At 42.3% G+C, this 12,427-nt stretch carries 17 protein-coding genes; 9 read left to right on the top strand and 8 right to left on the bottom strand.

What is annotated here, in order from left to right:
• Nucleotide 1: 1 nt before the first annotated feature.
• From FN732_RS01685 to FN732_RS01720, 8 genes are read right to left on the bottom strand one after another with little or no spacing between them, the layout of a single operon-like run.
• A complete protein-coding gene (locus FN732_RS01685) occupies nt 2-763 on the bottom strand; it encodes an ABC transporter permease (protein ID WP_246051281.1) in 762 nt (253 codons plus the stop codon).
• Entirely contained in the window at nt 763-1,749 is a 987-nt protein-coding gene (hypE, locus tag FN732_RS01690; RefSeq protein ID WP_142933984.1) for a hydrogenase expression/formation protein HypE, read from the bottom strand. The genes FN732_RS01685 and hypE overlap by 1 nt, the downstream gene beginning before the upstream one ends.
• A 1-nt stretch (nt 1,750) precedes the next feature.
• Nucleotides 1,751-2,533: a phosphatidate cytidylyltransferase gene (locus FN732_RS01695; protein ID WP_142933986.1), complete on the bottom strand. Its 783-nt coding sequence runs from the start codon at nt 2,531-2,533 to the stop codon at nt 1,751-1,753.
• A complete protein-coding gene (locus FN732_RS01700) occupies nt 2,530-3,219 on the bottom strand; it encodes an undecaprenyl pyrophosphate synthase (protein ID WP_142933987.1) in 690 nt (229 codons plus the stop codon). The genes FN732_RS01695 and FN732_RS01700 overlap by 4 nt, the downstream gene beginning before the upstream one ends.
• A 12-nt stretch (nt 3,220-3,231) precedes the next feature.
• Entirely contained in the window at nt 3,232-4,113 is an 882-nt protein-coding gene (locus tag FN732_RS01705) for a methylenetetrahydrofolate reductase (protein ID WP_142933989.1), read from the bottom strand.
• 1 nt (nt 4,114) lies between these two features.
• Nucleotides 4,115-4,759: a methylenetetrahydrofolate reductase C-terminal domain-containing protein gene (locus FN732_RS01710; protein WP_142933991.1), complete on the bottom strand. Its 645-nt coding sequence runs from the start codon at nt 4,757-4,759 to the stop codon at nt 4,115-4,117.
• 17 nt (nt 4,760-4,776) lie between these two features.
• Nucleotides 4,777-5,628 (bottom strand): peptidylprolyl isomerase, encoded by an 852-nt coding sequence (locus tag FN732_RS01715; protein WP_142933993.1) that lies wholly within the window; start codon nt 5,626-5,628, stop codon nt 4,777-4,779.
• A gap of 9 nt (nt 5,629-5,637) precedes the next feature.
• Nucleotides 5,638-6,189, bottom strand: a complete 552-nt coding sequence (locus FN732_RS01720) for a SurA N-terminal domain-containing protein (RefSeq protein WP_185954199.1) — start codon at nt 6,187-6,189, stop codon at nt 5,638-5,640.
• A 122-nt stretch (nt 6,190-6,311) separates the two neighbouring features.
• Here FN732_RS01720 and FN732_RS01725 point away from each other — a divergent pair, with 122 nt between their 5' ends.
• Genes FN732_RS01725 through FN732_RS01765 form a run of 9 tightly spaced genes read left to right on the top strand, consistent with a single transcriptional unit; the run spans nt 6,312 to nt 12,410 of the window.
• Nucleotides 6,312-6,815: a YceD family protein gene (locus tag FN732_RS01725; RefSeq protein ID WP_142933997.1), complete on the top strand. Its 504-nt coding sequence runs from the start codon at nt 6,312-6,314 to the stop codon at nt 6,813-6,815.
• Between the two features lie 4 nt (nt 6,816-6,819).
• A complete protein-coding gene (gene rpmF / locus FN732_RS01730) occupies nt 6,820-6,999 on the top strand; it encodes a 50S ribosomal protein L32 (protein WP_142934000.1) in 180 nt (59 codons plus the stop codon).
• A complete protein-coding gene (gene plsX, locus FN732_RS01735; RefSeq protein ID WP_142934002.1) occupies nt 7,000-7,998 on the top strand; it encodes a phosphate acyltransferase PlsX in 999 nt (332 codons plus the stop codon).
• Between the two features lie 4 nt (nt 7,999-8,002).
• Nucleotides 8,003-8,947 carry a beta-ketoacyl-ACP synthase III gene (locus FN732_RS01740; protein ID WP_142934004.1) on the top strand — a complete coding sequence of 315 codons (945 nt, stop codon included), beginning with the start codon at nt 8,003-8,005 and terminating at the stop codon, nt 8,945-8,947.
• A gap of 24 nt (nt 8,948-8,971) precedes the next feature.
• A complete protein-coding gene (locus FN732_RS01745) occupies nt 8,972-9,733 on the top strand; it encodes a hypothetical protein (protein ID WP_142934006.1) in 762 nt (253 codons plus the stop codon).
• 15 nt (nt 9,734-9,748) lie between these two features.
• On the top strand, nt 9,749-10,699 hold the full coding sequence (gene fabK / locus FN732_RS01750) for an enoyl-[acyl-carrier-protein] reductase FabK (protein WP_142934008.1): 951 nt from the start codon (nt 9,749-9,751) through the stop codon (nt 10,697-10,699).
• A 10-nt stretch (nt 10,700-10,709) separates the two neighbouring features.
• Entirely contained in the window at nt 10,710-11,174 is a 465-nt protein-coding gene (gene ribH, locus FN732_RS01755) for a 6,7-dimethyl-8-ribityllumazine synthase (RefSeq protein WP_142934010.1), read from the top strand.
• On the top strand, nt 11,174-11,617 hold the full coding sequence (nusB, locus tag FN732_RS01760) for a transcription antitermination factor NusB (protein WP_142934012.1): 444 nt from the start codon (nt 11,174-11,176) through the stop codon (nt 11,615-11,617). The genes ribH and nusB overlap by 1 nt, the downstream gene beginning before the upstream one ends.
• Nucleotides 11,577-12,410: an LpxI family protein gene (locus tag FN732_RS01765; protein ID WP_246051282.1), complete on the top strand. Its 834-nt coding sequence runs from the start codon at nt 11,577-11,579 to the stop codon at nt 12,408-12,410. The genes nusB and FN732_RS01765 overlap by 41 nt, the downstream gene beginning before the upstream one ends.
• The last annotated feature ends 17 nt before the right edge of the window (nt 12,411-12,427 follow it).

Raw genomic sequence — 12,427 nt, forward strand, 5'->3', positions numbered from 1 at the left:
ACTACCTCGCAGGAATTATTTTTAGTCCAAAAAGGTAAACAAGTAAAAACAGGGCAACTGTCGGAACAACACTGAACTGAAAAACCATTGCACTGAGAATCGAAAATTGAACGACGGCAGCTTTTAGGGGAAATATTCCCGAAAGTAAGAGTCCTACCATTACCCCAGGAATGTGAACAATTCCTGCAGAGCGAAACATGTCCCTAACGGGAACGGTAATGTCGTCTATAAGTTCCCTGAATATAAACTTAAAAACGGTTAAATCTGAAGCTCCTAAGGCAAACATTCCTAAGATGACGTCCTCTAAATCCCTGAGCTTCGACTTGTAGTATCTGAAAGCTAAGGATAAACTTCTCATTCCCGCTGCGGTAATTATCCCTGCAAGTGGAATTATCGAATTTGCATTTAAGTTTAATATTCCAACGAGGTAGAAAATAAAGAGAACAAGGGATGAGGAGAGGGAAATTGAGAAAAAAACAATGGGAAATACCTTCCAGAATGGGTAGGGAAATGGTTTCAACCGCCTGTAGGAAATCCATGATGCGTTGAAGAAGAAAAAGAGAACAAATAGAAAATTGATTACGGTAAGTTTCAGCTTAACCAAGTAGAGGATAACAAACGCTATTAGTAAAAGCTGGATGAGGGAGAGAAAGGAGGTTACCAACAGCTCCTTCCAGGCCTTAACTCCAAAGGTTCTATCGATAAAGGAGACAAAGAGAAGCAAAAGGTAAGAAGCAATTACAGTTAAAATTAAGTGATTCATCAGCATATCCTTGGAAGAGGGTCTTCTTCAAGGAGCTCCAGTCTCCTCATTCCTCCAACAGATGTAACCAAAACCACTCCCTTTTCCTCTGTAACTTCTCCTATAACTTGAGAGTTCTTTCCTAAGGGATGAGACTTTAAAATTTCCAACGTCCTATCTGCATCCTTTCTATCAACGACAACTACTGCCTTTCCTTCGTTTGCAAGGTACAGTGGGTCGTAACCTAACATATCGCATATGAACCTAACCTCATCCCTGACGGGAATCCTGTCCTCGTATATTCTCACGCCAAGGCCTGACGTTTCCGAGAGCTCCACAAGAACAGTTGCAAGTCCTCCCCTTGTAGGGTCCCTCATAAACCTTAAGCCCGGAACGTCAAAGAGTGGAACCAGCAGAGAGTTTAAGGGAGCACAGTCACTTTTAATTTCAGTTTCAACCTCAAACTCCTCCCTTGAAAGTGAAATGGAAATTCCATGGTCTCCGATAAATCCCGTAACGATTACTACATCACCGGGCTTTACAAACTTGGGGGATAACTCCCTCTTCACATCGCCGATTCCCGTCGTATTTATGTATATTCCATCGCACTTTCCCTTTTCAACTACCTTCGTATCGCCGGTCACTATTTTGACACCCGCACTTTCGGCAGTTTTTGAGATTGATGAGACAATCCTTTCCAAGTCGCTTATAGGAAATCCCTCCTCAATGATAAAACTGACGGAGATGAATTTTGGAACAGAACCGCTCACTGTTAAATCGTTTACAGTGCCGGCAACCGAGAGTTTTCCTATATCTCCACCGGGAAAGAAGATAGGTTGGACAACAAAGGAATCTGTCGTCATTGCGATTTTCTCAAATCCGGGAAGGTAGGTCGCATCCTGGAGGGAGTGGAGCTCTGGTGATTTAAAGTACTTTAAGAAGAGTCCCTCAATTAAATCCCTCGTTAACTTTCCTCCACTTCCATGACCTATCTCAATTCTCTCCATATTAACCTCCAGAAATTACGTAGAGAAACGGTGCAACTGCCAATGTACTGTCAAGTCTATCCAAGACTCCTCCGTGTCCCGGAATTGTTTTCCCCGAATCCTTGACGTTGAAGAATCTCTTGAGGGAGCTCTCAAAGAGGTCTCCAATCTGGGAAATCACTGTCAGCATAAACAGAAGAAGGAAAGTTTGAAAACCTTGGGAAAAAACTGATAACTTAACAGCAACTAAATAGGAAATAAGAGTTCCTAAAATTGAACCCCCGGCTGAACCTTCAACCGTCTTTTTAGGACTAACAGAGGGGATTAACCTTCTCCTTCCGAAGTACTTTCCTGTAAGGTAGGCAAATGTATCTGTTGACCAGACAATTGAAAGAAGCAGAATAAACTCCTTTTTGGATATGAGTGACAGGGAAATGATTCCGAATATTGAATAAATTAGAAATCCCAAAGTCGGAACGAAACTTTCTGAAATTTTTCCATCAACGATAAGGGCGTAAGAAAATAGGGACAGAAAGAGAAAGGCCGGAGATGCAATTAAAACCGATGAGAGGAAACTGTGAAAAAATGGACTAACAACTATAGGATTTGTGGAAAGGATAAATACTAAAGAGTAAATTATCACAGAAACTGTTAAAAACTTCTCTAAAGAGGCCATTTTAAAGAGTTCTGAAATAATAAAGACTCCTAACATGTAAACCAGTGAAGCGTATAGGGGTTTGGGGGAGAGGATCATTAAAAGTGCATAAACTACAACGATAAGAGCTCCTACTGTTCTCTCTTTCATCTTATACCACCAAAGCGCCTCTCTCTCTTCCTAAAGTCCTCGATGGCTTTTTTAAACTCCTCTTCTGTAAAGTCAGGCCAGAGTGTATCTGTAAACCAGAGTTCTGTGTATGCCGATTGCCAGAGTAAAAAGTTGGAGATTCGGAGTTCCCCGCTTGTCCTGATTAGAAGGTCAAGGTCGGGAAGTTCGGGCATGTAGAGGTAGTTCTTAAACTCATCCAAGTTTACCTTTTCCTTTCCTGAGCCAATAATTCTGTTAACGGCATCAACTATCTCTTGTCTTCCTCCATAGTTAACGGCAAAGACTGCAGTCATTCCGTTACACTTTGATGTCTGTTCCTCCATCCAACCGAAACCTTCCTGGAGAAAGTCGGGGAGCTCCCATAACCTCCCTATCACTCTAAACCTCACGTTGTTTTCCAAAAAGAGCTCCAACTTACTCCTTACGTACTCGTACATCAGGGAAAAGAGGAAGTTAACCTCTTCTCTCGGCCTTTTCCAGTTCTCCGTTGAAAAGGCATAAAGTGACAAATACTTTACTCCAATGTTTTTTGCGGCAATTACTATTTTCTCTGTTGTTTCTGCTCCCTTCCTGTGTCCCTCTATCCTTGGAAGACCTCTCCTTACGGCCCACCTTCCATTTCCATCCATTATTATTCCAACGTGAACAGGCAAATTCCCTTTCATTCTCAAGAGCTCCTAAAACTTATGGTTGTAATCTCTCTTTAGATAATCGATGAAGTTTGCAAGCTCGTGAACCTTTCCAACCAACATAAAGTGAATTCCCCCTGCAAACTCCAAACACGAGCTTGCAATGTCAATTGCATACTTCCAGCCATACTCCTCAGGGTTCTCTGCCCTCTCTAACCCCTCAATCAGTGAGTTGGGAACTGATGTGGGATTTAGCTTCTTCATAAAGTTTGCCATCTTCAAACTTTTTATTGGAAGAATACCTATTATAGGAGTAGCACCTAACGAGTAAATTAACTCGGAAACCTCTTTCGCCAAATTTGAATCGTAAATCGGCTGGGTCTGAATAAACTTAGCTCCCGCCCTTATTTTTTTCTCTAACTTCAGTTCTTGTAGGAACTTCGGACCTGCAAATGGATTAAAAACGCCTCCTATAAAAAAGGAAGTTTTTCCGTTGAGCTTTTTACCGTTTAGCAGTTCTCCTGAGTTTAACCTCTCAGCAATTTCAATGAGCTGAACGGAATCAACGTCAAAGACAGGTTTTGAATCGGGCTGGTCTCCCAGTGTTGTAAAGTCTCCCGTCATTAAACAGACGTTCTCTATTCCGAGGGCATAGGCTCCCAAAAGGTCTGACTGGAGGGCTATTCTGTTTCTGTCCCTACAGGTAAGCTGAAAAATTGGTTCAAGTTTAGAGTCAAGGAGGAGCTTTGCCATTGGGAGAGCTCCCATCCTAACCATTGAACGCTGGCAGTCTGTAACGTTGAATGCATCAACCTTTCCCCTTAAAGGTTCTATTCCATCGACGATAGGCTTAAAATCCGTTCCCCTCGGGGGTGCAACCTCTGCAGTTATAACGAACTTTCCACTCTCTACCTTTTCCCTAAAGGTCAAACTACTCCTCCAGAATCAGCTTTCTTGGATAGACCGATTTGGAGTAATCCTTAGGAGGAACGTTTTCCTTTACGTTTTCTAACTCTCCTATTATCTCCAGTCTCCTCTCTATTTCGTACCAGACACACGGAATGTCTGGATTTACCTCACACTTTCCTGCAATTGCTCCACCGCAGGGCCCGTTTACAAGGGATTTAGGACACCTTGCAACAGGACATATTCCACCTGTATCGGAGATTACACAGTCACCACAGGCAATACAGTACTCGTCAAAAAACCTTCCTTCTCTCTCAACACCTATAAATAGAGTTGTAACTCCCGTCCTAACTGGAATTTTCACGTTTTCAGCAATGAGTTGAGTTCCAGCTCCACAGGCTAATGAGAGAATTACCTCGGCAGATTCCTCAGCTTCTCTCAACAGGTTCTTTGAGGTTAACTTCTCAAGGATACACGTTCCTCCGGGACTCTTAACCCCCGTCACTTTAAACCCCTTTCCCTCCAAAAATCCCGCTACCTTGTAAGCTTCTCTAAGTCCTCCGTTTTTACACCTTGCAGAGCCTATCTGACACCCGAAGATAAAAACTCTTTTGAAACCCTTAAGCTCCTCAACTATCCGCTCAAGGGATTTGAGCCTGACAGTAACCAAGGGGAAAACCTCCAGAACTACATGTAAACCTTAACGCTCGCTTCCCTTTTTAGTTTATCAACGTAGTCATTTAGGGCCTTTTGGAACTTTCTCATGTAGAGCTCCTGCCTTATCCTGTTCCTGTCACAGTGCCCCTTCTCCTCAGACTTCACATATACGATGTAAAAGCCATTGTTCGTTCTTACCTCCTTGTAGGAACCCGGTTTTAAGCTCCAGACGGCACTGTCTAAAGGTTTAATCAACATTCCGGGTGAAACTTTCCCAAGGTAACCTCCCCTACTCCCAGTTACCTTGTCCTCAGAGAGCTCCCTTGCAACCTTTTCAAAGGGAACACCGTTTTTTAGAAGCTCAAGGGCCTTTTCAGCTCTATCGGAACTCTTTGTGTATATGTAGTAAACGTCTCTTAGAGGTTTGCCCTCCTCCTTTTTGCATACGTCCTCAACCTCAGAGTCACTTACGCTAATCTTTGACTTTACTTCCCTTGCAATGAGCTTTGCAATGAGAAGCTGCTCCCTCAAACTCTTTCTTACATCAGAGAGGGTTAACCCCTCTTTCTTCAGGGCTTCCTCAAACTCCTTTTTATTCTTAAAGCCACTGTTTTTAATGAAATTAGAAAGAGCTCTATTCAGTTCCTCATCTGAAACTGTAATCCCCTCAGATTTTGCCTTTGTAAGTAGGATTTTCCTCTCAATTACCTTGTCCCTTGCTACCCTTAAGTCTGGAATGTGGTTCTTCTTAGCGTAGTCAACAACCTCACTGTAGAGGACAGGCTCCCCATTTACAACTGCAGCTATGAAGTCGACAACCTTACCGTAAGATGGAACAGCGATAAATAAAAAGGTAAAAAAGAGGGCAAGTAATCGCCCCATTTTTTCCTCCTATTTAGTTAAAATCTCAACCTTTGACTTTCTCTCAACGGAGTTAACATAGTTATTCAGAGCTCTACTAAACTCCTGCTTCTCCTTCTGTTGCTGCAAACTCTTTACAATAAAGGGTTTAATGACATCGTACGAAATGGTTTTTCCGTTTGCATCCTTAAAGGTTGCCTTGTTCTTTTCGTAGAAGGCCTTTGCCTCACTGTCTGATACGCTAACGGGAGAGAGTTTTATGTGCTTTCTAACGAGGGCCTGTACGAGTATTCTCCTCTTCATAAGTTCAATTTCCTTTTGAACTTGAGGGTCCTTATCAATTCCTTCCTTAATTGCTTCCTGATAGAGAAGTTCCTCTTTAATTAAATTTTGAAGTAACTGCTTTCTGAACTGTGGATTGTTTTTTAGTGTCTGGTAGTTTGGTGGAAGTGAGTTTATCATTTGGTCTAAGTCCTTTTCAGTTATGGCCTTACCGTTTACCTTTGCTAAAACTTTTTCGGCTGCGACAGCTCCTATGGATAGGGAGAAAACCACTGGAACAGATAGAATTAGACTTTTCAACTTAATCCTCCGAAAATAAAAGTTTTTTCTAAACTTAGGAAAATTCAACTCCAATTGCAAAGAAAAATCCCGAGCATAATTTTATGCTGGAAATTTTCCCCAACCCTATAGAAGGTGAAGAAGTGAAGAGAAAAGTAAATCTCAGTGAAATTACCGCAAAGGAACCCTTGAAGGTAAAAACAACTATTCAACCTTCCATTATGAACTTACCAAAGGAGGAAGTTAGTAGTTCCTCCCCCTTTGAGTTGGAAGTTGAAATAACAAAGAAGGCCGTTGGATACCAGTTTAAAGGGAAAATAAGCGGAGAAGTTGAACTTACATGTAGCAGGTGCCTTAAGAAGTACAAGCAGAGGATAGAAAACGAATTTGATTATAAGATGCTTCCCACGTCTGAAATTGGTGGAGGAGAGATAAAGGGAAGCGACCTTGATGTAAAATTCTCGGACGAAAGTGTAGTTGACCTTGCAGAGGTAACGGAGGAACAGATTCTCCTCAACTTACCGGTTAAACCCCTCTGTAGTGAGGAGTGTGAGGGAGTTAACTATATGGAGGAAAAAGAAGAGGCAGAGGAGAGCTGGAAGAGCAAACTCAAGGAGTTAAAAAATAAACTAAAGGATAAGGAGTAGAAGGATGGCAGTTCCAAAGAGAAAGGTATCGAGGACAAGAAGGGACAAGAGAAGAACCCACTGGAAGGCAAAGAATCCTGCTATTTCTGTGTGTCCAAACTGCCTTCAGCCTAAGCTTCCCCACAGAGTTTGTAAGCACTGTGGTTACTACAAGGGGGAAACAGTAGTAGAGGTTGAGGAGTAAATGAGAATTGTCCTTGACGCTATGGGGGGAGACTATGCCCCCCATGTTCCCGTTATGGGAGCAGTCCAAGCGGCTAAGGAGCTTGATGTTAACGTTTTACTGGTTGGAGATAGGGAGTTAGTAGAGAGGGAGCTCCGGAAGTTTTCTTTCCCACCTGAGAAGATAGAAGTCGTCCACGCTGAAGATTCAGTCCCAATGGACGAACAGCCTTCAAAGGCTTTAAAGAGGAGAAATTCCTCAATTCATAAGGGATTGGAGCTCTTAAAGAAGGGAGAGGCCGATGCTTTTGTTAGTGCTGGAAACACCGGTGCAGTAATGGCTATCTCCCTATTTACGATAGGGAGACTTAGAGGTATTGAAAGACCAGCTATAACAACAATTTTTCCCAACTTAAAGGGGCATACCTTTCTCCTTGATGTTGGAGCCAACGTTGACTGTAAACCAAACCACCTCCTTCAATTTGCAATAATGGGAAGTGCCTATGCAAAGTACGTTTTAGGAGAGGAAAACCCAAGGATAGGTCTTTTAAACATAGGTGAAGAGGAAGGAAAGGGAAACGAACTGACTAAGGAGGCATACAAGCTTTTAAAGGAGGCCTCTAAAAAGGGATTAAACTTTGTCGGAAATGCCGAGGGAAGGGACATATTCTCGGGAGATTTTGACGTTGTTGTCTGTGATGGTTTTGTGGGAAATGTGGTTTTAAAGCTCAGTGAGAGTTTGGCAAAGATACTTGCAAAGATTTTAAAGGAAGAGATAGAAAAGAGTTGGATTTCAAAAATAGGGGCCATAACCCTCAAGCCTGCAATAAAGGGGTTCAAGAGGAGAATAGACTATGCAGAGTGGGGAGGAGCTCCCCTTTTAGGAATTAAAGCACCTGTTATAATTTCCCATGGAAGTTCCAATGCCAAGGCAATAAAGAACGCCATCAGAACGGCAACCCAATTTGTTAAGTCGGAACTTAACAGGCACATTGAGGAAGAAATAGAGAGGTACGGGTAGTTAAATGGGTGTATCCATCGTTTCAACAGGTTCCTACGTTCCAGATAGAGTCCTTAAAAACACCGATTTGGAGAAAATGGTCGAAACGTCTGACGAGTGGATAACTACAAGGACGGGAATTAAGGAGAGGAGAATCAGCGAAGGTGAGACAACATCGGACATGGCTACAGAGGCAGTTTTAAGGGCTCTAAACGGAAAATCCTCTCCAGAGGATGTTGAATTAATCGTAGTTGCAACCGCAACTCCAGATGCCTTCTTCCCGTCAACTGCCTGTAAAGTCCAATCAAAGATAGAAAATAAGGGTGCCGTTGTCTTTGATATATCCGCTGCATGTTCAGGTTTTATCTACGCCCTTTACGTTGCAGACTCCATAATGAGGAGTAAGAACGTAAAAAAGGCTGTAGTTGTAGGGGCAGAGAGGTTTTCCAAGATTGTTAACTGGAAGGATAGGACGACCTGCATTCTCTTTGGAGATGGAGCAGGAGCAGTTTTACTAGAACATAGCGATAACGAAGGAGTATTGGGTTTTGACATAGGGGCAGATGGTTCCTACGGCGAGCTCCTTGCCGTTCCCTCCGTCGGCTCAAACGAGGAGTATCCATTCTACGTTAGGATGAAGGGTAACGAGGTTTTTAAAATTGCTGTTAGGACCATGGTTGATTCAATCGGTAGGGTTTTAGAGAAGACGGGATTAAAAGCTGACGATATATCCCTCTTAATCCCTCATCAGGCAAACATCAGGATAATCAATGCAGTAGCTGAAAGGGTAGGAATTCCAAAGGAGAAGGTCTTTGTAAACCTTGATAGGTACGGGAATACAAGTGCTGCTTCAATTCCCATAGCCTTAGATGAAGCCGTTAGAGAGGGAAAAGTAAAGAGTGGCGATTTAGTCCTAATGACTGCTTTTGGTGGAGGATTCACCTGGGGTTCTTGTATTGTAAGGCTTTAGAAAATTGAGTTCTTGGAGAAGTTTATGGAAAAATTTGAAAATTTAGGTAAAAATGGCAAGGTTTATTTCAAATCTGAATTGAAAGGGAAGTCTTCAAGGATATTAAATGAATTTCTTTTAGAATCATTGAAAAATTTTGCCAACGTTTCAATGAATTTTGTAAGACAAGATTTAGAAGATTTTCCATTTATATATGGTGAAAAAACTTTACCTTCCGTTCTCATTCCGGCTTTTAGAATGGCTTCTAAAGAGAAAATCGTCTTTTCTGAATACCCAGTTGATAGGGAAAAACTTACAGATAGAAGTACTAATGGAAGCAAGGAAAAAATCGGAAGAGTTGATTATTTTATATTTCACAATGGTTTAGAAATTATCGTAGAAACTAAATTTAGTTGGATATCTTACAATTCTCTAAAACTAGAATTTAACCTTGATAAAAGTATAAAAAAAGAACTCTTCACTTTATTAGGAAAAGCTATTGAGCAAATCAGAAGTGTTAAATGGGAAGGGGTAGAAAAACTTGTACTTATGGTTGTTCCTATCTATTATGCTATAAGTTCTAAAAAAGACGTAAAGGTTTTTAAAGAAATTAAAGGTGACTTAATAGAGAATGATTTAATAAGTGGTATTTATAATACAATGTTAACTCGGGCTAAAAACTTTTTAGCTGAATTTCAGCCCTTTTTAGGATATTGGTTTCTTTCCACTTTTCATGAATATTATTTGGAGTGGGAAAATAGAAAGGAGGCTTATCCTTACATTCTGTTTTTAGGAGGACGAGTTTAGTTAATCGGAGGGAGAATGTTAAAAACGAGGCTGTGTGAGATTTTGGGAATTGAGTATCCGCTCCTTCAGGGGGGAATGGCATGGATAGCGGATGCAGAATTGGCAGCTGCCGTTTCTAATGCTGGAGCTCTCGGAATAATTGCCGGCGGAAGCAGAAGTGCAGAGGAGTTGAGGCAGGAGATAAGGAAGTGTAAGGAGCTGACGGATAAGCCCTTTGGTGTTAACATAATGCTCATGATGCCAAACGCTGAGGAGATAATAAAGGTCTGTTTGGAGGAAGAAGTTCCCGTTGTAACTACGGGAGCCGGAAATCCCGGTAAGTACATTCCTGCATTTAAGGAGAAGGGAATAAAAGTTATTCCGGTTGTTGCAAGTGATGCCTTGGCAAAGAGGATGGAGAGAATAGGAGTTGACGCTGTTGTTGCTGAAGGAATGGAAGCAGGAGGACACATAGGAAAGTTAACAACTATGGTTCTTATTCCCTCCATTGTTAGGGCAGTAAGTATTCCGGTTATTGCGGCCGGAGGAATAGCTTTAGGAGAGCAAGCAGCTGCGGCCTTTGCCTTAGGTGCAGAGGGCATTCAGGTTGGAACGAGATTTCTAACTGCAAAGGAGTGCAACGTTCATCCAAAGTACAAGGAAAAAATACTAAAGGCCAGGTTTAACCAGGTTACAGTAACGGGAATAACTACAGGACATCCTGTTAGGCTAATCGAGAATAAACTGACCAAGAAGTTTGCTGAACTTGAGTTTTCTGGAGCTCCAAAGGAGGAATTGGAGGAGCTTGGAAGGGGAAGGTTAAGGCTTGCAGCTGAAAAGGGAGACGTGGAGTGGGGCTCCGTTATGGCCGGTCAAGTGGTTGGGTACATTAAGAAAGAGGAGTCTGCAGAGGAGATTGTTAAGGACATAATGGAGGGAGCAGAGAAAACGCTAAAAGAATTGTGCAGTAAGTTTTTCAACTGCTAAGGGAGAAAGGATGAAAATTCACGAAGGGAAACTCTGGGCAGAGGGCTTTAGGTTCGGAATAGTTGTATCAAGGTTTAACTCATTTATAACCGAAAGGTTGGTTGAGGGAGCTTTAGACTGCCTAAAAAGGCACGGATGTAGAGATGAGGATGTAGAAATTTTCAAGGTTCCCGGCTCCTTTGAGATACCTCTCGTTGCAAAGAAGCTGGCAAAGAGTGGAAAGTTTGATGCCGTAATAGCCTTAGGTGCAGTAATAAGGGGAGAAACTCCTCACTTTGACTATGTTGCAGCCGAAGTTTCCAAGGGCGTTGCAAGTGCATCCTTGGAAACAGAAAAGCCGATAATCTTTGGTGTTCTTACCACGGATACTGTTGAACAGGCGATAGATAGGGCAGGAGCAAAGGCAGGAAACAAGGGATGGGAGGCAGCTCTCTCTGCAGTTGAGATGGTAAACCTCCTCAAGGAGGTAGGCTGATGGAGAATTTAACTAACAAGGACAAAAAGAGGGCAAGGGAGTATGCATACCTAATAATGTACCAGGTTGACGTCTCCGGATTCTCTCCTGAGGAGATTGCAGAGACCTTCTGGGAGGAGCTTGAGGAGGAGAGGGGAAAGGAGAAGAAGGAGGTTAAGGAGCTTTCAGAAAGGCTTGTAAAGGGGGCAGTTAGAAGCCTCCTTGAGGTGGATTCAGAAATTTCAAAACACCTTAAAAAGGGTTGGATAATAGACCGTCTTCTACCTATGGACAGGTCTATTTTGAGGGTTGCAGCCTACGAACTCCTGAAGGAAAACATTTCTCCACCTGCTGTTGTTATAAACGATGCTGTTGACCTCGCAAAGGTTTACGGAGAGGATGAGAATTCCTACAAGTTCATAAATGCAGTTCTTGATAAGATTAAGAAAGATGCAGAAAAGTAGAATCGGTTTAATTGCAGGGAAGGGGGAGCTCCCTTTAGAGTTCCTAAAATCGGCCAAGGAAAGAAATGTCAGCGTTGTAACCTTTGCCCTTGAGGGGATAACCGACAGGAAGGTTTCAGAGCTTTCAGAGGAAACGGTTTGGATAAAGCCGTTTAAACTGGGAAAGCTCCTTAAAGAGATTGAAAAGAGGAAAATAGAGAGAATAACTTCCCTTGGAAAGATAGAACACAAGGTTGCATTCAACCTTTCAGGCTTTGACCTAAAGGCTATAAAGGTCTTAGCAAGTGTCAGGGACTTTAAACCTGAAACGCTGATAAGGGCTGTTTTTAACGAAATAGAAAAATTAAAAGTCGATATTTTCTCCCCAGAGGAGTTTTTAGAACATCTCCTTTTAAAAAAGGGAAAAGTTTTAGGCATTACTCCGAGTGAGGAAACGTTAAGGGAGATGAAGAGGGGAATGGAGATAGCCAGGGAGATTGCAAGCCTTGATATAGGACAGACGGTCGTTTTAAAGAACGGAACTGTTGTTGCAGTTGAGGGAGTTGAAGGAACTGATGAGTGTATAAGAAGGGGAGCAGAGCTCTCTGGAAAGGGATTTATCGTTTGTAAGGCAGCAAGGAAGAAACAGGATATGAGAATAGATGTTCCAACGGTAGGTGTTGAGACGGTTAAACTGGTAAAGAAGCTCGGCGGGAAAGGAATAGCCGTTGAGGGAGGGAAAACGTACGTTGTTACACCTGAAAAGGTTGAGGAGCTCTGTAAGAAGTTCAAACTAACATTCGTGGCTCTTTAGGATAAATTTTGCGCTAA

Source organism: Balnearium lithotrophicum, assembly GCF_900182585.1.
In the GTDB taxonomy this organism is placed as follows: Bacteria; Aquificota; Aquificia; order Desulfurobacteriales; family Desulfurobacteriaceae; genus Balnearium; species Balnearium lithotrophicum.

What these genes read in the sequence shown, in the direction of transcription:
- hypE (WP_142933984.1), bottom strand. Translation starts at nt 1,749, where the DNA reads ATGGAGAGAATTGAGATAGGTCATGGAAGTGGAGGAAAGTTAACGAGG.
- FN732_RS01685 (WP_246051281.1), bottom strand. Translation starts at nt 763, where the DNA reads ATGAATCACTTAATTTTAACTGTAATTGCTTCTTACCTTTTGCTTCTC.
- nusB (WP_142934012.1), top strand. Translation starts at nt 11,174, where the DNA reads ATGGAGAATTTAACTAACAAGGACAAAAAGAGGGCAAGGGAGTATGCA.
- FN732_RS01700 (WP_142933987.1), bottom strand. Translation starts at nt 3,219, where the DNA reads ATGAAAGGGAATTTGCCTGTTCACGTTGGAATAATAATGGATGGAAAT.
- FN732_RS01765 (WP_246051282.1), top strand. Translation starts at nt 11,577, where the DNA reads ATGCAGTTCTTGATAAGATTAAGAAAGATGCAGAAAAGTAGAATCGGT.
- plsX (WP_142934002.1), top strand. Translation starts at nt 7,000, where the DNA reads ATGAGAATTGTCCTTGACGCTATGGGGGGAGACTATGCCCCCCATGTT.
- FN732_RS01740 (WP_142934004.1), top strand. Translation starts at nt 8,003, where the DNA reads ATGGGTGTATCCATCGTTTCAACAGGTTCCTACGTTCCAGATAGAGTC.
- FN732_RS01745 (WP_142934006.1), top strand. Translation starts at nt 8,972, where the DNA reads ATGGAAAAATTTGAAAATTTAGGTAAAAATGGCAAGGTTTATTTCAAA.
- FN732_RS01695 (WP_142933986.1), bottom strand. Translation starts at nt 2,533, where the DNA reads ATGAAAGAGAGAACAGTAGGAGCTCTTATCGTTGTAGTTTATGCACTT.
- rpmF (WP_142934000.1), top strand. Translation starts at nt 6,820, where the DNA reads ATGGCAGTTCCAAAGAGAAAGGTATCGAGGACAAGAAGGGACAAGAGA.
- fabK (WP_142934008.1), top strand. Translation starts at nt 9,749, where the DNA reads ATGTTAAAAACGAGGCTGTGTGAGATTTTGGGAATTGAGTATCCGCTC.
- ribH (WP_142934010.1), top strand. Translation starts at nt 10,710, where the DNA reads ATGAAAATTCACGAAGGGAAACTCTGGGCAGAGGGCTTTAGGTTCGGA.
- FN732_RS01715 (WP_142933993.1), bottom strand. Translation starts at nt 5,628, where the DNA reads ATGGGGCGATTACTTGCCCTCTTTTTTACCTTTTTATTTATCGCTGTT.